Here is a 24,231-nt window from a genome sequence, read left to right as displayed (position 1 = left end):
ACGGGAGCGGGGAAGGGTCGAGGCCCGGGTCTCCGCCGGACGCCGAATCGGGGGTCGCTCGCGAGCGACCCCCGATTCGGGGCGAGGTTCGATTCGGCCCTCCCGACCGACTCGTCCCGCATCGCCGGATTTCCCTCGCGTCGCCCGCATCGGTACGCCTAAATACCTGGGTCGGCTACCAGTCGATGACTATGGCAGTAGGTGACCACTTTACAGGCCGGGCGTGAGCCCGCTATTTATCCACCTACTGTCGTCGCTCGGTCACCCCGACAGCGCACTCTCAGAGGTGTTTCATCATGTCCGAAACCGCAGACGGTGAGATAGTCGTAACGCTTCCCGACGGGTCAGAGCTCGACGTACCGGCGGGTTCGACCGTCGAGGACGTCGCCTACGAGATCGGTCCCGGCCTCGGCCGGGACACGGTCGCGGGCGTCGTCGACGGCGACCTCGTGGACAAGGCGACGCCGCTCGACGGCGACGTCGAGATAGAGATCGTCACCCCGTCGAGCGACGAGTACCGCGACGTGCTTCGCCACTCGGCGGCCCACGTCTTCGCTCAGGCCCTCCAGCGGCTCTACCCCGACGCCCGGCTGACCATCGGTCCGTGGACTGACGACGGGTTCTACTACGACGTTTACGGCGTCGACCTCGACGAGGAGGACCTCGAAGAGATAGAGGCCGAAGCCTACGACGTCATCGAGGAGGACCTCGACATCGAGCGGTTCGAGCGCTCGCGCGAGGAGGCGTTCGAGGTGTACGAGGACAACTCCTTCAAGCGCGAGATCCTCGACGAGGAAGCCGCCGACGCCGAGTCGGTCTCGTTCTACCGGCAGGGCGAGTTCGAGGACCTCTGTCGGGGTCCCCACGTCGAGTCGACCGGCGAAATCGGCGGGTTCGCCCTCCTCTCCATCTCGGGGGCCTACTGGCGCGGCGAGGAGGAAAACGAGATGCTGACCCGGGTGTACGGCACCGCGTTCGAGTCCGAGGCCGAACTGGAGGAGTTCCTCGAACGCCGACGGGAGGCCGAGGAGCGCGACCACCGCAAGATCGGCCGAGAGATGGACCTGTTCTCGGTCCCCGACCACTCGCCGGGGTGCGTCCACTTTCACCCCGACGGGATGGCCATCCGGCGCGAGCTGGAGGACTACATCCGGTCGAAGAACGACGAGTTGGGCTACGACGAGGTGTGGACGCCCGAACTCAACAAGGCCGAACTCTGGAAGCCCACCGGCCACTACGACACCTTCAAGGAGGCGGGCGAGATGTTCGCGTGGGAACAGGACGACACCGAGTACGGCCTGAAGCCGATGAACTGCGCGAACCACGCCCACATCTTCGACCGACAGAGCCGGTCGTATCGGGACCTCCCGGTCCGGTTCTCGGAGTTCGGGACCTGCTACCGCAACGAGCAGTCGGGCGAACTCTCGGGCATGCTCCGGGTCCGCGGGTTCACCCAGGACGACGGTCACGCGTTCATCCGCCGCGACCAGATTCGCGACGAGATCGTGAGCGTCCTCGACGCCATCGACGACATCTACGGTCACTTCGACCTCGAAGTCAAGTACAAGCTGGAGACGAAGGGCGACGACGCTGTCGGTAGCGACGAGATATGGACCGAGGCGACCGAAGCCCTCAAGGACGCGCTCTCCTCGGAGGGCCTCGACTACGAAATCGAGGAGGGCGAAGCCGCCTTCTACGGCCCGAAGGTCGGCATCAACGCCGTCGACGCCATCGGCCGCGAGTGGACCATCGGCACGGTCCAGCTCGACTTCAACATCCCCGAGCGCCTCGACCTGACCTACACCGGCGAGGACAACGAGGACCACCGCCCGGTGATGGTCCACCGCGCCCTGCTGGGGTCGTTCGAGCGCTTCATGGGCGTGATGATAGAGCACTTCAATGGCAACTTCCCGACGTGGCTCGCGCCCGAGCAGGTCCGCATCCTCCCCGTGAGCGACGACAACCTCGGCTACGCCAAACAGCTCCAGAACCGCTATCTGGGCGACTTCCGGGTCGAAATCGAGGACCGGTCGTGGACGGTCGGCAAGAAGATTCAGCAGGCCCACGACGACAACGTCCCCTACATGCTCGTCGTCGGCGACAACGAGGAGGAGGCCGGAACCGTCTCGGTCCGCGACCGCGAGGAGCGCGAGGAGAAGGACGTGGCCATCGAGGCGTTCCGCGACCACCTCGGCGGGGAGGTCGCGGAGAAGGCGGTCGAGCCGACCTTCTTGGAATAGCGCCGGGTGTTCCGCCTTTTTGGCAACGTTCATCATGTCCGGGCGACGAGCCTGAGATATGGCATCGAAAGAAATGCGGTGTCCCTACTGCGATTTTCGGGATACACGCGTCGGGTTCGACGAGCGGTCGGGCGTACTCGTCTGTCCGGACTGCGACGCGATACTAGGCGTCACCAATTGGTGAAGCGCTGAGACCGGAAGTCAGTCGTCCGCGCTCGCCGCACCCTGGTCTCCGAATCCGCCCGACACCTTCTCGTCGGGCACCGTGCCGTCGTCGTTCCAGCCCCGGACCGCGTAGTACTCCGAGAGCGCGTCCTCGAAGCCCGGCAGGTCGTAGGGCAGGCGGTCAGCCCCGCGGTCGATACCTCGGCGGTTGTTGAAGTGGCGTTCGAGTTCGACGGTGCGCTCGCCGACCGCGAGCAGGTCCTCGAAGTCGGCGTCGAGCAGGGCCTCGTAGCGTTCGGGGCTCATGAAGTCCCGGGAGAACTTGCAGACGACCCCGCAGTCGTTGAGCGCCATCAGGTTCTCGCGCTCGACCAGTCGCTCGGGCTTGCCTTCCAGTCCCCTAGGCTCCATCGCCTCGTCTTTCCCGACCAGCGGGTACTCCACCGAGTAGAAGGTCGCGTACATGTGGTCGGCCCCGCGGTTGGCGACCGCGTAGGAGAGGCCCTGTCCGTGGAGGATTCGGCCCTCGTGGGCCGCGAAGTCCATGCCCTTGACCGTCCAGTTCTCGACGCCCAATTCGTCGTGAACCCGGTCGATGCCCTCCGCGAGCAGGTCGCCGACGCCCTCGCGGTGGGCGATTTTATCGAGGAGGTCGAGGATGAGTTCCTCGTCGCCGAAGGCGTCCTCGCTGGCGAGGTAGGCCGCGACCGTGTTGCCCGCCGAGATGGTGTCCATGCCGTAGCGGTCACAGCGCTCGTTGGACTTCATCACGTCCACGATGTCGTCGATGCCGGAGTTCGACCCGAACGCCATCGCGGTCTCGAACTCCGGCCCCTCGGTCTCGACGCCAGCTTCCTCGTCGCGCGTCGGGAGCTTGCACGCGAACGCGCACGCCGAGCAGGTCCCCTTCTTGTACTTCTTCTCGGCGACCGCCGAGCCGTTGATGCCCTCCGCGCCCTCGAACGACTGCTCGGAGAAGTAGTAGGAGGGCAGGCCGTCCATCTCGTTGGCGAGGTCCATCACCGCGACCGTCCCCTGCTCTTTCATGACGTGGTCGGCGGTCGCGGCCTCGCGGTGGACGTCCGTCTGGATCGGGTCGATGTCGACCTCGGGCCGGGAGTCGCCCTCGAACGTGACCGCCTTGACCTTCTTCGCGCCCAGCACCGCGCCCAGTCCCCCGCGGCCGAACGCCCGTTCCTCGGTGGTCATGACGGAGGCGAACCGGACCTCGTTCTCGCCCGCCGGACCGATGCAGGCGACGTGCTCGGCGTCGAGACCTCGGCTCTCCTCGACGTACTCGCAGGTCTCGGGAACGGTCGCGCCGTCGAGGTCCGGGACCTCCTCGAACTCGACGCCGTCGTCGGTGACGTGGACCGCGAGGAGGTCGCCGCTCTCGCCCGCAATCTCGACCGCGCCGTAGCCGGTGTCGGCGAAGTGCCGGGACATGAACCCGCCCGCGTTCGACGACAGGAGCCCCTCGGTCAGCGGCGAGACGCCCGTGGCGTTCATCCGACCCGTGAAGCTCATGGTCGAGACCTGCATCGGCCCCGTGGTGAAAAACAGGCGGTTGTCCGGCCCGAGCGGGTCGGCGTCGAACGGGACCCGGTCGTGGGCCAGTTTCGTCCCGACGCCCCGGCCGCCGACGAACGATTCGAGCACGTCGTCGATGTCCTCGGTGTGGGTCTCGCGCTCGCCGACGTCGACGACGAGAAGCGGTCCCTCGCTGTGTATCATGGGTAGTGGTTCCGTTTTTCGAGTAATAAACACGAGGGATGGGACGTCCCGGGCGCAAGCGAGACCCCACCCCTGCATGGGCGAGACCCCACCGGCGAGTTTTTTACGGGAACAAGCTATTTGATTCGTCGGTGGAAAACGGGCACACATGGCAACAATCGTGGTGCTGGGCGTCGTTCTCGTCGTCTCGGGCCTCGGGTTCGGCTGGTACGCCCTCAGGCCGCTCGCCGTGCTCCCGCGTCTCCTGCGGTCGGAGGTCGTCGCTCCCGCGGAGGTGTCCGCCGACTCGGGGTTCGTGGTCTGTCGCGGTCGGGCCGAATCGGTCGGCGAGTCGCTCGACGGGCCGTTCACGGGCGAGCCCTGTCTGGGCGTCGAGTACGAGATCGCCGAGCGGGCGCTCACGCCGTCCGAGGTCCCGTTCACATGGCGGGACCTCGACGACGGGGTCGCCACGGTCCCCTTCGAGTTGCGCGGTGACAGCGACCGCGTCCGCGTCGAGCCCGAATCGCGGCGGTTCGCGCTCGATACGGAGCCCGAGACCGTCGTCGTGCCCGCGGGCGAACGGCCGCCCGAGCGCATCGAATCGTTCCTCGCGGTGCGCGAGGGGGTCGGGCCCGCGTCGGCGGGACCGCTCTCGGTCCTCGGTATCGGCACTCGCCGGTACGTCGAGCGGCGCATCGACCTCGACGAACCCCACGTAATCGCGGGGCGTCCCGAGCGGACCGACGGCCGAACGGTCCTCACGGGAGCGCTCGTGATAACCGACCGGTCGCCGCGAGCGGTCGTCGGACGTCGGCTTCGGGCCGCCGCGCTTCCGCTCGCCGTCGCGCTCGTCTTCTGTGTCCTCGGGGTCGCACTGATCGCGATCTCGTAGACGAAGGCGGATCGAGCGTCGGACCGCCCGAGTCGCCGGTCAGAAGTACGGGATGTCGACGTCGATGATGTCGCCGGACTCGTCGTCGTCGCAGACGTCGACCACGGGATGCTTGCAGATCGTCGCGCCGAGGTCGTCACCGCAGCCGCTCGTGTAGTTGGCGACGTAGCAGACGGCCTTGACGAAGGTGACACACGAGACCGCACCGACGACGGTGACACCGAGGGCACCGCACGCGAACGCGCCGACGGTGCTACAGAGGAGCCGACACGTCCTGTTGGTCGCCCAGTAACAGCCGCTACAGTAGCTGATGTTCAGGTAGTCCGGGAAGTCGGTCCAGCCAGCGGTACCGGCGTCTCGGTCGACGAAGGCGGTGATCGCGTCGGGGTCGGGTTCGATGGTCCGACGGCGGACGCCCGAGTCGGGGGTGGTCCGGCCGAGCTGAGTCGTCTCGACGTCGGTCGCCGCCTCGTACCGCTCGGTCCGGTCGAGCACGCCGTCGCTCCGGTAGTACTCGAAGTCCATCTGCGCGAGTTCGACCTCGTCGGTGTCGAGGTCGCGGCCGATGACGATGGCCGCGCGGTGGTCGCCCTCGGTGTCGAAGTTGTACGCCACGAGTTCCCGCCGGAACTCCCCGGCCTCGACCCGCGCGGCGTCGAGGTCGTCGAGGTCCCAAGAGAACTCGTAGCCCCTCTCGTTCGCCGTTTCGAGGAGGGTCTCGAACTGCTCGGTCTTCGAGAGCTGTCGAGCGAGCGCCATCTTCCGACCCTTCTCCAGCATCGTGATGGGCTCGTCCTCGGGGCCCTCCGCAGCGGCGACCGAGACGGAGAACATCCCGGCCACGCCAGCGATTCCGGCACCGCTCACACCTTTCAGCACGTCACGACGATTGGGTTTATCAGGAGCCATCAAGTAACAAAATAAATTACTGTTAGATAAATTTTAGTATCTGCTACTACCTATATAAAATAATATTTGTATCACTGATTAGAGTTCGGTATCGAGGTACGGTCGAAACGCTATCGCGTCGTCGCTCTCTCCGAGAACGGACGCCTTCGACCGACGCGCTGGCGACCCGAGCAGCACACGTCCCGTCGGACCGGAATCGGGGGGACGTCCGTCAGGCGTCTCCGTACTGGGCCGCGTATATCTCGTCTATCTCGTCGGCGAACCGCTCCAGGATGTTCCGGCGCTTCTTCTTCATCGTCGGGGTCAGCAGGTCGTTGTCCTCGGTGAACTCCTCGGGGACGAGCCGGTACTGCTTTATCTGCTCGTGGGACTCGAACCGCTCGTTGACCGACTCGACCTCCTCGTCGAGCCACGCCTTCACCCGGTCGTCGCCGACGAGGTCCTCGGGGTCGTCGGGCAGGTCGACGCCCTCGGTGTCGGCGCGCTTGCGGACCGCCTCGAAGTTCGGCACGAGGATGGCGGAGACGAACTTCTGGCCGTCGCCGACCACCATGCACTGCTCGACCAGTTCGCTCGCGGCGAACGCGTCCTCGATGGGTCCGGGGGCGACGTTCTTGCCGGTCGAGAGCACGAGGATTCCCTTGGCTCGCTCGCGGAACGCGACGTAGTCGTCGGGGCGAATCTCGACGATGTCGCCGGTCCGGAACCAACCCTCCTCGGTGAACGCCTGCTCGGTCGCCTCGGGGAGTTCCCAGTAGCCGTCGGTGACGTTCGGCCCCTTCACGAGGAGTTCGCCGACCTCGCCCTCGGCGTCTGCGAACTCCTCGCCCACCATCGAGTCGTCGACCCGGACCTCCACGTCGGCGACCGGCGGGCCGATGGTACCGACCTTCGGCTCCTCGGGCGGATTGACCGCGATGACCGGCGAGGTCTCGGTCAGGCCGTACCCCTCCAGAATCGGCAGGCCCATGCCGTGGTACAGCGCACAGAGGTCGGGCGAGAGGCTCCCGCCGCCGCTGATGAGGAAATCGACGTTGCCGCCGAGACCGTTCCTGACCTTCCGGAACACGAGTCTGTCGGCGACCGCGCGCTGGGCGCGCAGGGCCGGGCCGGGCGAGTCGGCCTCGAAGTACCGCCGTCCCACGTCGGTCGCCCACGAGAACAGTCGCTCGCCGACCGCCGACGACTCGGCCTGCTCGCGGATGGCGTCGTACATCCGCTCGTACACCCGCGGGACGCTCGTTCCGGTGGTCGGCCCGATAGCCTGAAAGTCCTCGCGGAGGGTCTCGGGGTTCTCGGCGTAGGCGACCGTCGCGCCGCTGGCGAACATGAGGAAGTGGCCCGCGAGTCGCTCGAAGACGTGGGCCAGCGGCAGGAACGAGACGGTGCTGGAGCCCTCGTCGATGACCGGCAGGTCGCCCTTGTCGGGGCGGGGACCGAACCGCCGCCGACACTGATTGACGTTCGACCGGAAGTTCCAGTGACTGAGCCGGACGCCCTTCGGCGTGCCGGTCGTCCCGGAGGTGTAGATGAGCGTCGCGAGGTCCTCGGGGTCCCGAGCGTCGAGCCACGACTCGTATTCGGTCTCGTCGAACGCCGCCGCGCCGCGCTCGTACACCTCGCCGAGGGTGTACACGTCGAATTCCGCGTCCGAGGGGGCGGCCGCCCCCTCGGACGCGACGCCGTCGCCCGCCTCTGACCCGCCGCCGTCGCCCGCTCCCGACTCGACGCCGTCGCCGGGGTCGTCCATCAGGACCGCGAACTCGAGGTCGAGCGAGTCCTGCACTCGGACCACCCGCTCCAGCAGGTCGGCGTTCTCCACCACGACGCCCGAGGCGTCGGGGTCGCCCAGCAGGTGTGCGACCTGGTTCGGCGACGAGCCCCGGTAGACCGTGGTCACGATTGCGCCCGCCGCCAGCAGGCCGAAGTCGCACTGGGCCCACTCCATCCGGGTCGCCGAGAAGATTCCCACCCGGTCGTCGGCCCCGACGCCGAGGTCGCGGAATCCGGCGGCGAGCGACCGGACGACATCGCGCATCTCGGCGTAGGAGATGGCCCGGAACTCGCCGTCGGGAGCGGCCGCGAGCGCGCTCCCCACCAGCGACCGGTCGTAGACGCCGCCCTTGTACTGCTGTGCCGGGCGGTTCGCGTGCCGTGCCGCGCTCTCCTCGAACATGCGCGACAGCGTGGACCGTCCGATGACCTCGTCGTCGTACGCCCGTTCGGCGTCACGCCACGTCATACCATTCCATCAGAACCCGACGATATTAAGCTACTGCCGAACTCTCGGGCCGTTCATCCGGGTTTATCGGGGGGCGAGTGGCGGCCTATTCGGGGGTCGGGTCGGCGTCCTCGACCACCTCCTCGCGGGTGACCTCCCGACCGAGTCCGGCCGACCGATAGATGCCGTCCATCGCGAGCATCGCTTCGAGTCCCAGCTCGGCGGTCGGCAGGGGGTCGGTTCTCCCGGCGAGTCCCTCGACCCAGTGGTAGAGCGGGTCGGCCGCCAGTCCCGACCTGTAGGCCATCTCTCCGCGCTCGCCGTCGAGGTACTGCTGGCGGAAGCGGAACTCTTCGAGGTCGGCGCTCGCGCGCATCTCCACGTCGCCGACGGTCGAGTAGTACTCGAAGGGGTCGAGCCGGACGCCGCCCCGGGTCCCGACGACCGCGCTCGACTCGTCCTCCTGATAGCGCGACCAGCTCGCCCGGACCGACAGCACCGACCCGTCCTCGAAGGTGACGAGTCCGACGCCCACGTCCTCGACGTCGTAGCCGCTCTGCTCGACGCGTCGGCGGTACTCGTCGTCCTCGGCGGCGCGAGCGCGCGCTGGCGTGGTCCGGAACGTCTCGCCGCGAACGCGCTCGACTGTCGGCGAGCCCATCAGATAGAGTATCTGGCCGATGGTGTAGCTCCCGAGGTCGTAGACCGCGCCGCCGCCCGCCGACTCCTCGCGGGCGAACGCGGGCGACCCGTAGCCGTCGACGTAGGGGGTGCCCCGCCTGCGCGCGCCCATCGCCACCTCGGTGTTCTCGACGTCGAACGCCCACCCGCGAGACCGGCCAGCGACGCCGTGGTACACCTCGCCGAGTTCGCCAGCGTCGGCGACCGCCTTCGCGGCCCGCGTCTCGACCGTGTAGAGCAGTTGGTTCTGGACCGCGAGTCGCTGGCCGGTCCGCTCGGCCGCCTCGGAGAGTCGTCGGGCCGCGGCGTAACTGTCGGCCATCGGCTTCTCGCAGAACACGTCGGTTCCGGCTTCGAGCGCGTCCACCCCGATGGGCGCGTGGAGCGGCGCGTGGACGCAGAGATTGACGGCGTCGAGACCGAGGTCGGCGTCGGCGAGCATCTCCGCGTGGCTGGCGTAGCTCTCCGCGCCGTGGGAGTCCGCGAGGTTGCGGGCCTTCGCTTCGTCCACGTCGGCGACCGCGACCACCTCCGCGCCGGGAATCCGGGCGTAGCGGAGCGCGTGGTTCCGGCCCCGGTTGCCCGCGCCGACGATGCCGATTCGGACCGCCTCGTCCCCGTCCGTTCGAGCGTTGTCCTCCCCCATTTGAGAATCGGAGAGACAGTCGTCGCCGACGCCTAAACCGCTGACGGTCGCGGAAGTGGAGTATCGGCCGGTGAGACTTCCACCGGAAAATCGTCGGTGAGACGTTCCACCGGAAATCGACCGGGAATCAGTCCACCGGGGCGGGACTGAAAGGGGCCGCCCGCTCGCGGGCCGTAGGCCCGTGGTCGTCTGCGCGGGCTGCTATTTCCGCGCCGGGCGGTGCAGAGAGGCGCGGAAATATCCCGCGTCAGCGACCGTCTCGTGAGCGGAGCGAACGAGGCCTCGGAGGACGCGGTTTGTCCTCCGGTGGCGAGCGGGCGGGGGCTTTCTGAGACGTACTCGTCGAGAGCAACCGAAAGCACCGATTCGAACGGCGAGACGCCAGCGGTGTCCGGCACCGATGAAAACCGCAACCGCACAGCACCGCGACCGCAGGCCTCGCCCGGAAGACTGCACTAGATAGAAACTCGACCCTCTACTCGCCGTCCCGATTTCGAAGGTACGTCAGAACCCCTCGAACGTTCAGTTTCGCCTCCTCGCGGGCCTTGCGCTCGCCCCACACGTCGGCCATGTCAGTCTGGTCGGCGAAGAACTCGACGACAGCGTCGCGGTCGCCCAGTTCTTCGTCCTTCTCCTCCACGCGCTCGACCCACTCGGTCAGCACGTCGGCGTACTCGTCCATCGCGCCGACCTCGTACTCGCGGGGGCCGAAGTGGGTGTACAACAGTGCCTCGGGGTGGAGGTCCCGGACGGTTTCGAGGTCGGCGAGACACTCCTCGAGGTCGAAGTTCGGCGGCGGGGAGGTCTCGAAGATCTCTCCGCGTTCGGGCACCCAGATGCCCGCCGCGTCGCCGGTGAAGAGGGCGTCGTCGTCGCGGTCGTAGTAGACGACCTGATGGGGCGCGTGGCCCGGCGCGTGGTAGACTTCGAGGTGGTGGTCGCCGAGGTTTATCTCGTCGCCCGCCTGCAGTTCGACCACGCGCTCCTCGGGGACGGGTTCGGGTTCGACGTAGAACTCCCACTGGTCGCCGACCGCCCGCTTGGTCCCCTCGACGAGTCGCGAGGGGTCCACGAGGTGACGCGCGCCGATCTCGTGGACCATCACCTCGGCGTTGGGGCAGGCTTCCGCGAGGAAGCCTGCCCCGCCCGCGTGGTCGAGGTGGACGTGGGTCGGCGCGATGACCGCCACGTCCTCCCGAGAGATGGAGAGTTCGTCGAGCGCGTCCAGAATCAGGTCGTGGTGGGTGCCGATTCCGGTCTCGACGATGGCGGGCCGGGCGGCGTCGTAGACGTAGACCGCGCCGTACTCGTCGGTGTCGTACATCCCGGTGTCGAGGTAGTAGAGGTCCGAGCAACTGCCGGTCGTCACTTCGCGGAGGTCGCCTCTCGTCATGGTCGGAAGTGCGGGCGGGCGGAACAAAAGGGGTTCGCCCTCGGCGATTCAGTCCGTGAGTTCCTCGCCCGCATCGACCGCGCGCCGATACAGACTCGCGCTCATCCGGAACCCGTTGTCCGTGAGGTCGTCGAGTGTATCGACGTACTCCTCGTACGAGATGCGACCGCGGTCGAGCGACTCCAGATAGACGTAAATCGTGCCACCGACCGCGACGCCGAGCGATTCGGCGGTCGTGCGTGCGGCGTGGTCGTCGGTGAGACAGCGTGCATCCCCGGCCTCTGCCAACGCGATGGCCGTGCATTCGCCGCGTTCGAGACCGGCCGACCGCTGGATTTCGTCTACGCGCTCGGTCAATTCCGTCGAGAGGCTCCGCACGTCGAGGAAGTTCTCGACCGCTTCCTCGACCGGGAGCGCGTCGGCGTACTGCTCCGCCCTGCCGCGAGTAACGACTTCCTCGTAGACACGGTCGGAAACGTACGTGTCGTCGAACAGTTCGTCCAAAAAGGAGAGGTCCCCGAGTTTGGCGAGATAGATGAGGACCGTCGCATCGGTGACGACGGCCTCACTCATCGTCGCGTACCGCCGCGATGTCGGCTTCGAGGTCCGTCTCGTCGTAGTTCATCTCGACGCCTCGTTCCTCCAGAACGTCGAGAAAACGCCACACCGAGAGGTCGGCCAACTCCGCCGCGCGGCCGACGGAAACGTCCCCGTCTCGGTACCGCTGGACGGCAGTCTCGACCTGCCAATCGCCGACGCCGCGTTCGAGCAGTCGCTTGATAGCCGTCGAGCGGTCGGTCTGTTCCTCCTCGCGGATACGCTCTATCTTCTCGTACAGGTCCTCGGAGACGCGGGTGGTCACGTGCTTCTGACTCATGTGTACACAATCGTTCCAGTTGTGTATCAAAGTTTGCCCCGAGAACACCGCGTGACCGGGCCTGCGAGCCCACAAGCGCCGCCCGAACCCCCGTCACCCCTTGCCAACCGTTATCCCACGAACGATACGGTTTTTTGCCGGGAGCGGGATTTGGAGAGTAGGAATGCTAGACCGGAACTACATCCGCGAGAACCCCGACGAGGTCCGGGCCGCGCTCGAACAGAAGGGCGTGACCGACGTGGACTTCGACGAGATTCTGGAGATGGACGAGGAGTGGCGCGAGCTCAAGGCCCGCGGCGACGAACTTCGCCACGAGCGAAATCAGGTCAGCGACCGCATCGGCGAACTCAAGCAGGCCGGAGACCACGAGGAGGCCGAGGAGGCTATCGAGACCTCCCAGGAACTCAAGGCCGAAATCGAGGAGGTCGAGGAGCGCGCCGACGAACTGGAGGCCGAACTCGACGAGCGCCTGCTCGAACTCCCCCAGATTCCCCACGAGGAGGTGCCGGTCGGCGACAGCGAGGACGACAACGTCGAGCGCCGACGCGAGGGGTTCGACGACCTCCGAGAGCTTCCCGACGAGGTGACGCCACACTACGACCTCGGCGAGGAGTTGGACATCATCGACGAGGCGCGGGCGGCCAAGACGACCGGGAGCGGCTTCTACTTCCTGAAGGGTGAGGGCGCGCAGTTGGAGTACGCCCTCCTCCAGTTCATGCTCGACCTCCACCGCGAGCAGGGGTACGTCGACCTGTTCCCGCCGATTCCGGTCAACAGCAGGTCGATGGAGGGGACCGGCCAGTTCCCGAAGTTCGTCGAGGACGCCTACCGACTCGGTGGGTCGAACGACGAGCCGTACGGCGACGAGGACCTCTGGCTCTGCCCGACCGCGGAGGTACCGGTCACCAACATGTACCGCGACGACATCCTGCTCAAGGACGATCTCCCCATCAAGCATCAGGCCTACACGCCGAACTTCCGGCGGGAGGCGGGCGAACACGGCACCGAGACCCGCGGAATCGTCCGGGTCCACCAGTTCAACAAGGTCGAGATGGTCAACTTCGTGGAACCCGACGAGAGCTACGAGGCCTTCGACCGCCTGCTCGACGAGGCCGAGGAGGTCCTGCGCCGCCTCGACCTCCCCTACCGGATTCTGGAGATGTGTACCGCCGACCTCGGGTTCACGCAGGCCAAGAAGTACGACATCGAGGTGTGGGCACCGGGCGACGACATGGACGACGGTCCCGAGGAGGGCGGGCGGTGGCTCGAAGTCTCGTCGGTCTCGAACTTCGAGGACTTCCAGGCCCGGCGCGCGGGCCTGCGCTACCGGCCCGAGCGCCACGAGTCGACCGAGTACCTCCACACCCTCAACGGGTCGGGCCTCGCCCTGCCCCGCGTGATGGTCGCCATCCTCGAATACTACCAGAACGACGACGGCACTGTCACGGTGCCCGAGGCCCTGCGGCCCTACATGGGCGGCACGGAGGTCATCGAGGGCCACGAGAAGGTCGGTGAGAGCGCGCTCGGCGCGGGCGAGCGGGACTAGCTCTTTCCGACGACCTCGATAAGGTCGAGCTGTAGCTCTTTGAGGTCCTCCGCGAGTTCGCTTTCGGAGTTCAGTCGGTAAGTGCGCGAGTCGGCCGACTCGCGCACTTCCACGACGCCAAAGTCGAGCAAGTCGCCGATGTGATTCTCGAACGTCGCGCCTTGGATTCCCGCGAGGTCACAGACCTGATCGGCGGTCAAATCGCGGTATTCCTTGCCAACGAAGACGGTCAGCATCCTCGCCTTCGGGTGGTCGCCGAGGAGCCACGTCATCGCGTTGTCGGCGTAGGCGTCGTCGCTTGTGCTCGGTCGGCGTCGTTCCGTTGCCATCCACCCGAATTACGAACTCGTTCGTACTTTAATGTATGGACGTGGCAAATTCGCTCTCGACGAGAGTTTATGAGTGATGACGAACGAAAGAATGCACGGACCCCCATGCCGTCCGGATACACGAAGACCGAGTGGAGGAATATGCAACACGACCTCCTCCGCGAACTCGCGCTCCGAGGAATTTATCGGCCAAAGAAGGTAATCAGCCTCGAAACGGTCCGTCCATGGTTCGCGGAATCGGATCGCGAGGACGTGTCCCAACTGATTGACGACCTCGCTACCGACCACGACTGTCCGCTCGAATACGTCACCGAAGCCGAACAGGCCGTCTGGCTGACCGAACCAGACGAGGTTTCCGAGTACGTCCGCAAACGTGGTGGGATGGAGTTCTAAAGCGTTATCGTGTGTAGGTCCGAATCTCCGCAATTTTCCCGTCCTCGAACGCGAAGGCGTCCACGAAGCCGAACAGCTCGCTTCCATCCGAATCGAACAGGCGACCCTCCACGGCGACCGCGCCGCCGGTCTCCGGACCGGCGGCGCGGTCGCTCTCGTCGTCGGTGTCTCCGTCCGTGGATACCGCTCCGTCTCCGAACACCTCCCGGACCTCGTGCGATGTCCCCGTGTTCGGTCGGCCGTCGCGCATGAACTCGACCAGCGTCTCGCGGCCCTCGATGGTCCGGTCGGGCCGGTCGTGGACGACTCCGGGCGCGAGCAGGTCGGCGAATCCCTCGTAGTCGCCCGCGTCGATGGCGTCGTAGTAGGCCAGCGCGGTGGCTTCGCTCATGGGCGAGACGAGGACCCCCGTCCCCATCAACCCCGTCGGTCTTCGTCGCGTTTATCGGGGTCCGCCCAGATTGGGGTCGTATGGACCCGTTTCACGCGAACTACCCGTTTCTCGACTCCTCCCGAGAGGCGGTCCGCGAGGCCGACATCGGCCTCGCGGAGATTATAACCGCAGACCGAGGCGGGGAAACTCGCCACCCGGCGGTCGAACGGGGTGTCCAGCGGGTCGAGCGTGCGCTTCTCGACGGGACTATCGACGTTCCGGACGACGGCTCCCATCCGGGCGTGCAGGCCGAACTCCTCTCCTACCCCGTGGCGCGAGTCCTCGTTTCGGTTCTCGACGTGCCGGGCGCGGTGGACAAGTACGCGTCTGCGGAGGCCCGAACGGCCTACCAGCGGTTCACCGACGACTTCGAGCTACTGGACGGCGACCAGCGCAGACCCGACGACGGGAAGGTCCCGCTCCGGTACTTCCTGAGCGAGTTCGACCTGTCGAGTCGAGTCACCCCGAGAGGGTCGGGGTTCTCGATAGCGGTGTCTGCGTATCTAACGCTCTCCTCGGAGTTCGAGAGCGAAACGTGGCGACTCGTCAACAGAGAACTGGCCGACGGAGCGGTCACGGTGACGCGAGACGAACTCCACGAACTCCTCCGGGAGGCGGTCCGCGAGCGCGTCGCCGAGGGGTTGCCGACCCGCGTTCCCGACGAGATTCGCGAGGGACTGACCGACGAGATGGCCGAACTGGAGGACGCCTTCTCGGAGGTCGAGTTCTCGCGGGACATCGACGTGCTCGCGCCCGGGCAGTTCCCCCCGTGCGTGGCCGACCTGCTCGAACGCGCCCGGGACGGCGAGGCCCTCCCGGCCCGCGCGGAGTTCGCGCTCGTCTCCTTCCTGGCGAGTATCGGGGCTGACCCCGACGAGATGGTGGCGCTCCGGGGCGTCGACGACCCCGAGGAGGCCACGGCACTCCGGTACCGGGCCGACCGCGTCGGGGACGACGCCGGGGCCCAGTACGCTCCGCCCTCCTGTGCGACGATGCAGGCCTACGGCGAGTGCCCGGTGGCAGACGAGACCGCCCCGATAGCCGACCCGCGGTGCGAGACCATCTCGCACCCGCTGTCGTACTACGAGGAGGCGCTGGCCGAGGCCGATGGAGTCGACGACTGGCGAGAGTAGCGTAGAAGGGATTCGGTCGAGACTACTCCTGATACGCCATCCAGACGCCGATTCCCGTCATGAGCAACACGAAGAAGACGATGACGGCCACGACGGCTATCGCGCCGGTCTCCGAGAGTCCGTCGTTGCTGTAGTTCGTTCCGACCCAGTACAGCAAGGCGACGAACAGCCCGACCGCGCCCACGGAGACGGCGATGTCGCGCAACGTCTCCCGCTCGATGTTCATGGCCGGGGATTTCCGGGGCACCCGCAAAAGCGCTTCGGAACGCCCGCTCAGCGCAACCGTTTCCTGCGCTCAGAAGCGCCGCAAGCGCTTGTTCGCTGGCAAGCGCTCGGTCGAAACGTGGCTCCACCTCCTCTCTCGGAGATGCGGCGGCGAAGCCGCCGCATCTCCGGGGACGCTCGCTTCGCTCGCTGTCGCCTCTCCGGGAACGCCGCGAATATCGTTCGACCGTTGGCAGAGCCGAGACGCCCTCTCGAACCGGTCTAGCGATTCCGACAGGTGCAAGACTTAGGTTCGTCCGGGCCCTACGAACTGACACGCGGAAACGACTGCAGACGCGACGACTGGGGGTGGGAGAAGCCGATTCTGTCGACGCGGTCACCGCACCAGAGAGGGAAGCCCATGGGACACACAACAGCTTCCGAACGAACGCGAGCATCGCTCGCTCCGGCGGCCAGCCTGACCGACGTCAGGTCCCAGCGCGCCCGCATGGAGCGAATGGCGGTCACGCCGCTCGGCGGCGGCGTCTACGAGGTCGAGAGCCAGAGCGGGAACGTCTACTCCGTGGACCTCCCCGGCGGGCGGTGTACCTGCCCGGACCACACGTTTCGGCAGGTCCGGTGCAAGCACCTCCGGCGGGTCGCCATGGAGGTCAACGAGGGGCTCGTCCCGCCGCCCGGCGAGGAGGCGGTCGCCTGCGCGAACTGCGGCGGGGAGACCTTCGTCGAGGAGAACGCGCCGGGACCACACTTCTGCGAGACGTGCTGGCTCGCACCCGGCGAGCCGGTCGTGGACCGCGAGACCGGCGACCTGCTCGTCGTGGTCCGAACCACAGACCGGCGCGCAGACGAGGTCGAAATCTCGGGAATCGGCGTCACGGTCGCCGACTACTCGACCAACGAGGGGTACCGCGCCGACGACGCGGTGGTCGAGGCGATGTACCCGGTCCCGGCAGGGCTCGGGCCCGACGACCTCAAGCCACACCACCTGCGGCGCTACTCGTTCCCCCGGGGGCGACTCGCCCGCCGCGGGGAGGTCACAGACGACCAGTCGGAACTGGCCGACTTCGCGGTCGTGGAGTGAAAATAAGTCTAGAAAATAATCTCAGCCACATTGAATGCGGATTGTAATTGGAAGCATATTTTGAGAGAGTTAGATGTCGATAATAATTCGCGGGGGCTATATATATCCAGAATTATAGGTCAGAAATTAGCTCCGTAGGCGTCTAAAAAGGGGAATTACAGTCAATGTTACGCCACCGTAAGCTTTAGGGACTATAAGGTCTTAGGCCAAATTGGACAACGTACCTCAGGCTGGGGTTAGGGTTGTCCGTGTGTAAGACAGAATGCCAACTCGTTCCGCCAATGGCTGACAAATAGAGCAGTCGGCTTACCATCGACTGTCCAACAAACGAGCGGCCGACTTACCACCGGTCGTGATGACAGTTGGCGTTCATCCTTTCCGATTTCCGTAATTCAAGCTCATCAGAGTTATTTATCGATAAATTAGTCGGTTGGTTGGCCGCTCTGAAGAGCGACACCGATCCGCCCTACTTCGCTTTCACGTCCTTCGGGCGTTCGGCTTGTTTCGAACGGGAATTCGCTACTACGTAGCCGAGTACCAAGCTCAACCCGCAGATTATCGCACCTGCACCGGCAACATGAATATTACCGGTTACAAGCCCCGTTCTTATCAACTCTGCTCCAACAAGGACCCCCATACCAAGGGGGCCCGATTGTATGTTGACGTTCATTGTCCTTTCCGATAGACGCGAGGGTTACCAGGCCTCGCGCGCCCCCATTAGTAGGAGACTCGCGCCAGCAGAACATCGCCCGACAACTCTCTCGGCGATTGAACGTGTCGAGAGTTCCTCTCATAGACGCTACTTTTTGATTTCAGTCCAAGAGTTAAAAGGGTTCGTCAACGCGCTATCGGTGATTAGATGCAACCACTCTTAGGTACTACATCACCGGGCATTTCCCCAGATATTGATATGGATTGGCGTTATTCGAGCATCGACGCCGCCTCGTCGACCGAGAGGACGCCCTGCTCGACCGCGACCAGCACGTCCCGGATGGCGTGTCCGTCGTCGGCGTCGGCCCCGGCGTCCCCGTCGTCCCGGAGGGCGTCCATCGGGTCGCCGCCTTCGCGCGCGGCCTCCTTCTTCACGCGGTAGTTGCCGCCGTCGGTCTGGTGAACGTCGGCGGGGTGGAAGAAGTACCAGTCCTCGCGGTCGAACCGCACGCCGATCTTGGGCTTCGCGCCGAAGTTCCGCGAGAAGTAGACCAGCGCCTCGACCTCCTCGCCGGTGAGGTAGATGGGGTCGCCCGAACTCGACTTGGCCTCGATGGCGTAGAAGACGTCGCCGTCGCCCGCCAGCACGTCCGGGAGTTCGCGCTCGGTCGCCGCACCGGAGGCGGGCGCGCGCATCACCGCGAATCCGGCCTCGTCGAGGCGATTGACGAGTTCGCGCTCCCGGCGGTTACCCTTGGCGTTGGACACGCGAACACCCCCGCGATCCCGTCGCATCGGTCATACTCCATCGTGGTTCCTTCCGGATGTTAAGTCCCCCGGGAGCGCGGTGAACATGGCGGTCACTCGGTCAGGAACTCGACCGCGGCGCGCTCGGCGTCGTCGCCCGGTTCGAGCCACGGCATGTGGCCGTGGTCGCGGAGTTCGACCAGTTCGGCGTCGCCCATCCGCTCGACCGCCGGGCGGCCGACCTCCGGTTCCCAGAAGTAGTCGTCGGTCCCCCAGACGAACCGCGCGGGGACCTCGACCGAGTCGAGGTCCCCGCGCAGGTCGAACTCGGGGGCCATCCCCCGGAACGACCCCAACGTCTCCATCAGCGACCGGAGGCTCTCGCGCTGGCCGGGCAGGCCCTCGGCGACGACGCCGGGTTCGAAGTACGCGTCGGGCAGCGCAGAGTCGTCTTCGACGTTGATTCGGCGGTACTGTCGGCGAGCGTCTGCGACCGTCTCGACCGCGAACAGGTCGAACAACAGGTCGCCGACCACCGGCAGGTCGAACAGCCGGAACAGGTGCGGAATCGACCGCGACAGCCCGGCGGGCGCGCCGACGATACACAGCCGACGCACGCGCTCGGGGCGGTCGACCGCGAGCGCGAGCGACTGGAACCCGCCGAGCGAGTTGCCCATCACCGCGGTCTCCTCGATTCCGAGCGCGTCGAGAAAGTCGGCGACGTACTCGACGCCGAACTCCCGGAAGCCGGTCTCGTGGTAGTCCACCGCGGTCGAGAGCCCCCGACCGGGACGGTCGGGGGCGTAGACGGTGAAGCGGTCGGTCAGCGCGTCGAACAGCGGCACCCAGACGTGCGCGGTGCTCCCGAGGCCGTGGAGCAACAGGAGGGGCGGCCCCTCGCCCGCGGTGAGGTAGTGAACCTTGCTGGCGGGGTCGGGGAGAGTGACGTAACTGGACTCGGCGGTCGCGTCGTAATGGTCGCAGAGGTCGGCGAGCGCGTCGAGGAAGGGTTCGGCCTCGGTGCTCGGGTCGGCGGCGTGGTCGAGGGGCATGAGCGTGTCTTCGGCCGTTGGGTAGAAAAATCGCCACCTCTCTTCGTAGTCATTATTAACTCAAAGCGGCGACAGTCGACACACGAACCGTCTGAATATGGTGGACGACCTCTATATTTTCGTCGACGAGAGCGGTCATCACGCACGGGGAGAACACTATACGGTCGCTAGTTGCTGGTGTTTATCGAACAACTCTCCCCAGTACGTACTAGATAACGCTCGTGCTGAACTTTCGAAACATATCTCCGGCACTCGTGGTCTTGGCGACGTAGGAGAACTAAAGGGAAGCCAACTACCCAAAGACCGTCTCGGTACGTTTCTCGAAACGTTGGAAAACTTTGCATACGAAGACGGAACGGTTGCCGACCCACCGTATCCATGGCAACGGAACACTCCCGTTCAATACTCCTACCACAGTCTCAATCCCGAGTTAGGAACGCGGATTCTGTCCAACTACATGTCTGAAACGGATGCACCACACGTTCTCCAACGATTATCTCTTGCAAGAATCTTGAGTCCTCTAACGGAGGCGGACCTCGTCAATACACAGGAGGTAGATAAAATCCATCTTGTTCCGGATGCAGAGGTCTGGAAAACCCCAGCGGAGAACGTTTGTGCCCTGCTCGAAGAACTCGATGGGCCAGAAATCAACGTCGAGACGGGAGACAGTAGCCGAATTCCGGGCATTCAAATCGCAGATTTAGTCGCGTACTCGTGGAGAAGCTATACGAAAGACGGTTCCTGTGCAGATGCCGCTGATCATATCGTGGATAGATGCCTACAAAACGCCACTTGACGGAGATAGAGGTCTCATACCCCTTCACTGAGGGATCATCGACCACACACCGTCAAGCAGGTGGCGCTGGAAGTCTCATACCCCTTCACTGAGGGATCATCGTCTTCCTTGCCACCTGCGCATGTGCAGGTTGTGCGTCCTGAAAGATAAATGCTTTGTGTAGATTGTTACCCTGCGACTAATCGCAGGGCGAAATCCCAACAAATAGCTACCGAATCTACGTCCCGTGCTGCCAGCTACCCATGTACTCGGCCTGCTCGGGCGTCAGGTCGTCGTACTCGACGCCCTCGGCGTCCAGCTTTATCTCCGCGATTTCCTCGTCGAGTTCGTCGGGCACCTCGTGGACTCCGGCGTCGTACTGCTCGCCGTTCTCGACCAGTTCGCGGACGCAGGCGGCCTGCACGCCGAAGCTCTGGTCCATCACCTCGACCGGGTGGCCGAGCGCGATTGGGCTGGCGAGGTTGACGAGCCGACCCTCCGCGAGGACGTTGAGCCTGCGGCCGTCTTCCATCTCGTACTCCCGGACGCCCTCGCGGGCCTCGCGCTCGTTCACGGCGAGGTCCGAGAGGTCGTCGAGGTTGACCTCCACGTCGAAGTGGCCCGCGTTGGCGAGCAGGACGCCGTCTTGCATCTTCTCGAAGTGCTCGCGGGTGATTACGTCGCGGTTGCCCGTCGTGGTGAGGAACACGTCGCCGATCTCGGCGGCCTCGGCCATCGGCATCACGTCGTAGCCCTCCATGTGGGCTTCGAGGGCGCGTCGCGGTTCGACCTCGGTGACGACGACGTTGGCGTTCTGCCCCGAAGCCTTCTTGGCGACACCCCGGCCGCAGTCGCCGTAGCCCGCGACGACGACGTTCTTGCCCGCCCACGAGAGGTTCGTGGTCATCGCGATATTAGCAAGGGAAGACTCGCCCGTGCCGTGGACGTTATCGAACAGGCGCTTCATCGGCGTGTCGTTGACCGCGAACACGGGGTACTTCAGCGCGCCGTCGGCGTCCATCGCCCGCAGGCGATGGACGCCCGTGGTGGTCTCCTCGGCCCCGCCGACAATGGAGTCGATGAGTTCGGGGTAGTCCTCGTGGATGGCCGCGACGAGGTCCATCCCGTCGTCGACCGTGATGGTCGGCTCGTGGGAGATGACCGCCTCGATGGCGGCGTAGTACTCCTCGTCGTCGACCTCGCGCTTGGCGTAGGAGGTGATGTTGGGATGCTCGTCGAGCGCGGCGCTCACGTCGTCGTGGGTCGAGAGGGGGTTACAGCCCGTGACCGCGACCTCCGCGCCCGCCTCCGCGAGGGTCTCGACCAGCACGGCGGTCTTGGCCTCGACGTGCATCGCCATGCCGATGCGCTCGCCCTCGAAGGGGCGGTTCTCGTCGAAGTCGGCCTGCATCGCGGTCAGAATCGGCATGTGTTCGCGCGCCCAGTCCATCTTCCGATGACCATCCTCGCGAGCGGTCTCCAGATCGTCGACCTGCTCGCTGATGGTCGGATAGTCTGCCATACGCGAGAAGACGGGTACCGCGCCCAAAACGCTACCGAAGGCGGGCGCGGAAGTCAGCCGGAACCGAACGGTCAGCGGAGGACGCTCGGGAGGCCGAGCCGACGCGCCAGCGGAGAGCGGCGGCTGGCGGCGTCGAGTGCCAGCGAGAAAGGAGATCAGTTATCGGCCGTTGCCGTTGCCGTTGTCGCCGCCGTTACCCTTCTGCTTGCCGTTTCCGCGGTCGTCGTCATCGTCCTCGTCGTCTTCCTCGTCGGCTTCGTCGTTCCCGTCGTCCTCCTCGTCGCTGGCTTCGGTGTCGTCCTCATCGCTATCGTCCTGTCCGGTGTGTTCGGGCGGGCCGCGGTCGTCATCGTTGTCGGAGGCGTTCTTCGGCCCAGCGTCGTCAGGCTTGGCGCTCTCGGAGTTTCCGGTCTCGTCGGGACCGCCAGCGTTCTCGGACGCGTTACCGGGGTTGTTCGACGTGACGAACTCCGAGACGGCCTGTCCGATGGGGCCGTCGTCGTCACCGGAGTTCAGCATGTCCTGGACGAACATCGAGACTCGCTGGCCGAAGGAGTCGGCTTCCTCCTCGTCTTCGTCGGCGGCGATCAGCGTCTCGGTCGTCGACGCGGTCCGGTTCTCGGACGTCGCGGTGACCTCGACCGTCGCGTTCTCCTCGGGGGCGGCCAGTCCGACCGTTCCGTTCTCGTCGGTCGAGTAGTTGCCCACGCCCGCGTACGTGGCGTTTTCGTCGGTGGTTTCGACGGTGACGTTCGCACCGTCGACCGCCGATTCGTTGCTCGTGACCGATACGGTCACGTCGTTCCCTGCCTGTTCGACGTCGACCGAAAGCGAGTCGTTGGCGGCCGAATCGTTCGCGGCAACGCTTCCAACTGCGCCCGCGGATGCGACGACTGCGAAGACCATCGCCGCCGTCATCGCGAGCGTAAGGGTTCGTTTCTTTGAGCTCATGCACTCGTTCGTAGGGGAAATGCCACGTTAAACCCCGATTGCCGTCCACTTCGGTTCGCGGAGTTCATCCGAACGTACTGCGGGAGCTAATCGTCCAAGAAGGTTTAAAGCCCCCGCTCATCGTTTAATCCGATTCTTCAACGCGTCATTTCCTACAGTATCTCTGACCATTCCGAGCGCCCCGAGCGCGCCGACTCGTCAGTCGGCGCGCTCGACCGCGGCCCTCGCGTGCTCCTCTGCCTTCGCGCGCACCGCGTCGGCGTCCAGCGTCGTCACCTCGCGGTCGCGCATGAGCACCTGCCCGTCGCAGACGGTGTGGCGCACGTCCGACCCGCGAGCGGCGTACGCGAGGTGGCTCACCAGGTCATGGCGGGGCGTGAGGTGCGCGGAGTCGAGGTCGACGACGGCGAGGTCGGCGTTCGCTCCCTCCTCGACGCGACCGCTGGCGAACCCGAGCGCCGACGCGCTCCCGACGGTTGCCATCTGGACCGCGGCCTCGGCGGGAACCGCGCTGGCGTCGCTCTCTGCGAGTTTGCCGACCATCGCGGCGTCGCGCATCTCGTCGAACATGTCGAGGTCGTTGTTCGAGGCCGCGCCGTCGGTGCCGAGACCGACCGTGACGCCCGCGTCGAGGAACTGCTGGACCGGCGCGATGCCGCTCGCGAGCTTCATGTTCGAGGCCGGACAGTGAATCACGGCGGTTCCCGTCTCGGCGAGCAGGTCGATTTCGGTCTCGTCGACGTGGACGCCGTGGGCGACGAAGTCCGAGTCGCGGGTCATGTCGAGGTCGCGGGCGTATTCGAGGGGCCGCTCGCCGCGCTCGGAGACGATGGGGTCGACCTCGTCTTCGGTCTCGTTGGCGTGGTAGTGGAGCGAAATTGCCTCCTCGCGGGCCTGCGAGACGTACTCGCGGAGGTACTCCTCGCCGACGGTCGTGAGGCTGTGGGGCATGAACGCGGTCTTCACCCGGCCGTCGGCCGCGCCGTCGAACTCGCGGGCGACTTCGAGGCTGGTTTCGAGGTCCTCGCGCGCGCCGTCCTCGTCCTTGCCGACCGTGACGACGCCGTGGCCGAGTCGGGCACGCAGGCCCGCCCGCTCGACGGCCTCGACGACCTCGGGGACGTGGAAGTACATGTCTGCGAATCCGGTCGTACCCGACCGGATCATCTCCAGCAGGCCGAGTTCGGTCCCAGCGCGAACGTCCTCGGCGGTGAACGCGGCCTCGACCGGCCAGATGTCCTCGGCGAGCCACGCGTCGAGTTCCTTGTCGTCGGCGTACCCCCGGAGCAGGGTCATCGCGGCGTGGGTGTGGGCGTTGACGAGACCCGGCATCACCAGCGACTCCTCGGCATCCAGTCTGTCGTCGCCTTCGGGAACGTCGTCGCCGACAGCGAGGATGATGCCATCGTCTCGGTCCACGAGTACGTCGGCGCGCTCGACGGTCATGTCGGGGCGGAGGACCTGCCCGCCCGCGATTTGGAGCGTGGTCATGGCCGGACGTTCGCCCCCGGGGTGCCTCAAAGCTCCGACTCTCCTGCGTGAGGGGAACGCCTCGGGGCCGAATCTGGGTCCGGGCCGGTCGGCGGCGCGCCGCCGACCGGCCCGAGACGGTCGCCGGAATCGAACGCGCGTTCGAGACGGTCGCTGGACTCG

Annotated in this window: 23 protein-coding genes; 8 read left to right on the top strand and 15 right to left on the bottom strand. The window is 65.8% G+C overall.

The genetic code is table 11. The features are described 5' to 3' along the window. Positions 1-296 precede the first annotated feature (296 nt). Entirely contained in the window at positions 297-2,240 is a 1,944-nt protein-coding gene (gene thrS, locus NGM10_RS10435; RefSeq protein ID WP_253478301.1) for a threonine--tRNA ligase, read from the top strand. A gap of 58 nt (positions 2,241-2,298) precedes the next feature. Continuing rightward, positions 2,299-2,424: a transcription initiation factor IIB family protein gene (locus NGM10_RS10430; RefSeq protein WP_253478298.1), complete on the top strand. Its 126-nt coding sequence runs from the start codon at positions 2,299-2,301 to the stop codon at positions 2,422-2,424. Positions 2,425-2,441: 17 nt separating this feature from the next. Here NGM10_RS10430 and NGM10_RS10425 read toward each other — a convergent pair whose 3' ends face one another. Further along, positions 2,442-4,139 (bottom strand): aldehyde ferredoxin oxidoreductase family protein, encoded by a 1,698-nt coding sequence (locus NGM10_RS10425; protein ID WP_253478294.1) that lies wholly within the window; start codon positions 4,137-4,139, stop codon positions 2,442-2,444. A gap of 148 nt (positions 4,140-4,287) precedes the next feature. Here NGM10_RS10425 and NGM10_RS10420 point away from each other — a divergent pair, with 148 nt between their 5' ends. Further along, positions 4,288-5,013, top strand: a complete 726-nt coding sequence (locus NGM10_RS10420) for a hypothetical protein (protein ID WP_253478289.1) — start codon at positions 4,288-4,290, stop codon at positions 5,011-5,013. Positions 5,014-5,052: 39 nt separating this feature from the next. On the opposite strand, the gene NGM10_RS10415 is transcribed toward NGM10_RS10420, so the two are convergent. The 6 genes from NGM10_RS10415 to NGM10_RS10390 all read right to left on the bottom strand — a co-directional run bounded on the left by NGM10_RS10415 (position 5,053) and on the right by NGM10_RS10390 (position 11,740). Continuing rightward, positions 5,053-5,922 (bottom strand): halocin C8-like domain-containing protein, encoded by an 870-nt coding sequence (locus tag NGM10_RS10415; RefSeq protein ID WP_253478286.1) that lies wholly within the window; start codon positions 5,920-5,922, stop codon positions 5,053-5,055. Between the two features lie 211 nt (positions 5,923-6,133). Then, entirely contained in the window at positions 6,134-8,164 is a 2,031-nt protein-coding gene (locus NGM10_RS10410; RefSeq protein ID WP_253478282.1) for an AMP-dependent synthetase/ligase, read from the bottom strand. 85 nt (positions 8,165-8,249) lie between these two features. After that, entirely contained in the window at positions 8,250-9,470 is a 1,221-nt protein-coding gene (locus tag NGM10_RS10405) for a Gfo/Idh/MocA family protein (RefSeq protein WP_253478279.1), read from the bottom strand. A gap of 475 nt (positions 9,471-9,945) precedes the next feature. Further along, complete coding sequence (locus NGM10_RS10400) at positions 9,946-10,863, bottom strand: MBL fold metallo-hydrolase (protein ID WP_253478276.1); 918 nt, start codon at positions 10,861-10,863, stop codon at positions 9,946-9,948. Positions 10,864-10,911: 48 nt separating this feature from the next. Next, positions 10,912-11,436, bottom strand: a complete 525-nt coding sequence (locus NGM10_RS10395) for a PIN domain-containing protein (protein ID WP_253478273.1) — start codon at positions 11,434-11,436, stop codon at positions 10,912-10,914. Continuing rightward, positions 11,429-11,740, bottom strand: coding sequence for a UPF0175 family protein (locus NGM10_RS10390; RefSeq protein WP_253478269.1), 312 nt, complete (start codon positions 11,738-11,740; stop codon positions 11,429-11,431). The genes NGM10_RS10395 and NGM10_RS10390 overlap by 8 nt, the downstream gene beginning before the upstream one ends. Positions 11,741-11,903: 163 nt before the next feature. Between NGM10_RS10390 and serS the strand changes: the two genes are divergently transcribed. Then, entirely contained in the window at positions 11,904-13,286 is a 1,383-nt protein-coding gene (gene serS / locus NGM10_RS10385) for a serine--tRNA ligase (protein ID WP_253478267.1), read from the top strand. Here serS and NGM10_RS10380 read toward each other — a convergent pair. Beyond that, positions 13,283-13,615: a helix-turn-helix domain-containing protein gene (locus NGM10_RS10380; RefSeq protein ID WP_253478266.1), complete on the bottom strand. Its 333-nt coding sequence runs from the start codon at positions 13,613-13,615 to the stop codon at positions 13,283-13,285. The two genes, serS and NGM10_RS10380, sit on opposite strands and share 4 nt — an antisense overlap. A 69-nt stretch (positions 13,616-13,684) precedes the next feature. Here NGM10_RS10380 and NGM10_RS10375 point away from each other — a divergent pair, with 69 nt between their 5' ends. Continuing rightward, the gene (locus NGM10_RS10375) at positions 13,685-14,008 is read left to right on the top strand and encodes a hypothetical protein (RefSeq protein WP_253478263.1); all 324 of its coding nucleotides are present in this window, start codon (positions 13,685-13,687) and stop codon (positions 14,006-14,008) included. 4 nt (positions 14,009-14,012) lie between these two features. On the opposite strand, the gene NGM10_RS10370 is transcribed toward NGM10_RS10375, so the two are convergent. After that, entirely contained in the window at positions 14,013-14,399 is a 387-nt protein-coding gene (locus NGM10_RS10370; RefSeq protein ID WP_253478261.1) for a nuclear transport factor 2 family protein, read from the bottom strand. A gap of 80 nt (positions 14,400-14,479) precedes the next feature. Here NGM10_RS10370 and NGM10_RS10365 point away from each other — a divergent pair, with 80 nt between their 5' ends. Further along, positions 14,480-15,574 carry a DNA primase large subunit PriL gene (locus tag NGM10_RS10365; RefSeq protein WP_253478259.1) on the top strand — a complete coding sequence of 365 codons (1,095 nt, stop codon included), beginning with the start codon at positions 14,480-14,482 and terminating at the stop codon, positions 15,572-15,574. Positions 15,575-15,596: 22 nt separating this feature from the next. On the opposite strand, the gene NGM10_RS10360 is transcribed toward NGM10_RS10365, so the two are convergent. Beyond that, positions 15,597-15,800 (bottom strand): DUF7472 family protein, encoded by a 204-nt coding sequence (locus NGM10_RS10360; RefSeq protein ID WP_253478257.1) that lies wholly within the window; start codon positions 15,798-15,800, stop codon positions 15,597-15,599. 399 nt (positions 15,801-16,199) lie between these two features. On the opposite strand from NGM10_RS10360, the gene NGM10_RS10355 reads away from it, so the two are divergent. Then, positions 16,200-16,880 (top strand): SWIM zinc finger family protein, encoded by a 681-nt coding sequence (locus NGM10_RS10355; RefSeq protein WP_253478255.1) that lies wholly within the window; start codon positions 16,200-16,202, stop codon positions 16,878-16,880. Positions 16,881-17,801: 921 nt separating this feature from the next. Here NGM10_RS10355 and hjc read toward each other — a convergent pair. Beyond that, a complete protein-coding gene (gene hjc, locus NGM10_RS10350) occupies positions 17,802-18,299 on the bottom strand; it encodes a Holliday junction resolvase Hjc (protein ID WP_438267137.1) in 498 nt (165 codons plus the stop codon). Between the two features lie 92 nt (positions 18,300-18,391). Beyond that, entirely contained in the window at positions 18,392-19,330 is a 939-nt protein-coding gene (locus NGM10_RS10345) for an alpha/beta fold hydrolase (protein ID WP_253478251.1), read from the bottom strand. Between the two features lie 97 nt (positions 19,331-19,427). Between NGM10_RS10345 and NGM10_RS10340 the strand changes: the two genes are divergently transcribed. Next, positions 19,428-20,126 carry a DUF3800 domain-containing protein gene (locus NGM10_RS10340; protein WP_253478249.1) on the top strand — a complete coding sequence of 233 codons (699 nt, stop codon included), beginning with the start codon at positions 19,428-19,430 and terminating at the stop codon, positions 20,124-20,126. Between the two features lie 217 nt (positions 20,127-20,343). Here NGM10_RS10340 and NGM10_RS10335 read toward each other — a convergent pair whose 3' ends face one another. The 3 genes from NGM10_RS10335 to NGM10_RS10325 form a co-directional block, all read right to left on the bottom strand. Next, complete coding sequence (locus tag NGM10_RS10335; RefSeq protein WP_253478247.1) at positions 20,344-21,627, bottom strand: adenosylhomocysteinase; 1,284 nt, start codon at positions 21,625-21,627, stop codon at positions 20,344-20,346. A gap of 159 nt (positions 21,628-21,786) precedes the next feature. Further along, positions 21,787-22,578: a hypothetical protein gene (locus NGM10_RS10330; protein ID WP_253478245.1), complete on the bottom strand. Its 792-nt coding sequence runs from the start codon at positions 22,576-22,578 to the stop codon at positions 21,787-21,789. Between the two features lie 198 nt (positions 22,579-22,776). Beyond that, a complete protein-coding gene (locus NGM10_RS10325; protein ID WP_253478242.1) occupies positions 22,777-24,069 on the bottom strand; it encodes an amidohydrolase in 1,293 nt (430 codons plus the stop codon). Positions 24,070-24,231: the final 162 nt, after the last annotated feature.

The organism is Halorussus salilacus (assembly GCF_024138125.1).
GTDB classification, from domain to species: domain Archaea; phylum Halobacteriota; class Halobacteria; order Halobacteriales; family Haladaptataceae; genus Halorussus; species Halorussus salilacus.
The sequence above is the reverse complement of the archived record's forward strand: the minus strand, read 5'-3'. Positions and strand labels throughout refer to the sequence as shown.

Excerpts from the sequence above, each read along its gene's own strand:
- thrS (WP_253478301.1), top strand. The coding sequence starts at position 297 with ATGTCCGAAACCGCAGACGGTGAGATAGTCGTAACGCTTCCCGACGGG.
- NGM10_RS10430 (WP_253478298.1), top strand. The coding sequence starts at position 2,299 with ATGGCATCGAAAGAAATGCGGTGTCCCTACTGCGATTTTCGGGATACA.
- NGM10_RS10425 (WP_253478294.1), bottom strand. The coding sequence starts at position 4,139 with ATGATACACAGCGAGGGACCGCTTCTCGTCGTCGACGTCGGCGAGCGC.
- NGM10_RS10420 (WP_253478289.1), top strand. The coding sequence starts at position 4,288 with ATGGCAACAATCGTGGTGCTGGGCGTCGTTCTCGTCGTCTCGGGCCTC.
- NGM10_RS10415 (WP_253478286.1), bottom strand. The coding sequence starts at position 5,922 with ATGGCTCCTGATAAACCCAATCGTCGTGACGTGCTGAAAGGTGTGAGC.
- NGM10_RS10410 (WP_253478282.1), bottom strand. The coding sequence starts at position 8,164 with ATGACGTGGCGTGACGCCGAACGGGCGTACGACGACGAGGTCATCGGA.
- NGM10_RS10405 (WP_253478279.1), bottom strand. The coding sequence starts at position 9,470 with ATGGGGGAGGACAACGCTCGAACGGACGGGGACGAGGCGGTCCGAATC.
- NGM10_RS10400 (WP_253478276.1), bottom strand. The coding sequence starts at position 10,863 with ATGACGAGAGGCGACCTCCGCGAAGTGACGACCGGCAGTTGCTCGGAC.
- NGM10_RS10395 (WP_253478273.1), bottom strand. The coding sequence starts at position 11,436 with ATGAGTGAGGCCGTCGTCACCGATGCGACGGTCCTCATCTATCTCGCC.
- NGM10_RS10390 (WP_253478269.1), bottom strand. The coding sequence starts at position 11,740 with ATGAGTCAGAAGCACGTGACCACCCGCGTCTCCGAGGACCTGTACGAG.
- serS (WP_253478267.1), top strand. The coding sequence starts at position 11,904 with ATGCTAGACCGGAACTACATCCGCGAGAACCCCGACGAGGTCCGGGCC.
- NGM10_RS10380 (WP_253478266.1), bottom strand. The coding sequence starts at position 13,615 with ATGGCAACGGAACGACGCCGACCGAGCACAAGCGACGACGCCTACGCC.
- NGM10_RS10375 (WP_253478263.1), top strand. The coding sequence starts at position 13,685 with ATGAGTGATGACGAACGAAAGAATGCACGGACCCCCATGCCGTCCGGA.
- NGM10_RS10370 (WP_253478261.1), bottom strand. The coding sequence starts at position 14,399 with ATGAGCGAAGCCACCGCGCTGGCCTACTACGACGCCATCGACGCGGGC.
- NGM10_RS10365 (WP_253478259.1), top strand. The coding sequence starts at position 14,480 with ATGGACCCGTTTCACGCGAACTACCCGTTTCTCGACTCCTCCCGAGAG.
- NGM10_RS10360 (WP_253478257.1), bottom strand. The coding sequence starts at position 15,800 with ATGAACATCGAGCGGGAGACGTTGCGCGACATCGCCGTCTCCGTGGGC.
- NGM10_RS10355 (WP_253478255.1), top strand. The coding sequence starts at position 16,200 with ATGGGACACACAACAGCTTCCGAACGAACGCGAGCATCGCTCGCTCCG.
- NGM10_RS10345 (WP_253478251.1), bottom strand. The coding sequence starts at position 19,330 with ATGCCCCTCGACCACGCCGCCGACCCGAGCACCGAGGCCGAACCCTTC.
- NGM10_RS10340 (WP_253478249.1), top strand. The coding sequence starts at position 19,428 with ATGGTGGACGACCTCTATATTTTCGTCGACGAGAGCGGTCATCACGCA.
- NGM10_RS10335 (WP_253478247.1), bottom strand. The coding sequence starts at position 21,627 with ATGGCAGACTATCCGACCATCAGCGAGCAGGTCGACGATCTGGAGACC.
- NGM10_RS10330 (WP_253478245.1), bottom strand. The coding sequence starts at position 22,578 with ATGAGCTCAAAGAAACGAACCCTTACGCTCGCGATGACGGCGGCGATG.
- NGM10_RS10325 (WP_253478242.1), bottom strand. The coding sequence starts at position 24,069 with ATGACCACGCTCCAAATCGCGGGCGGGCAGGTCCTCCGCCCCGACATG.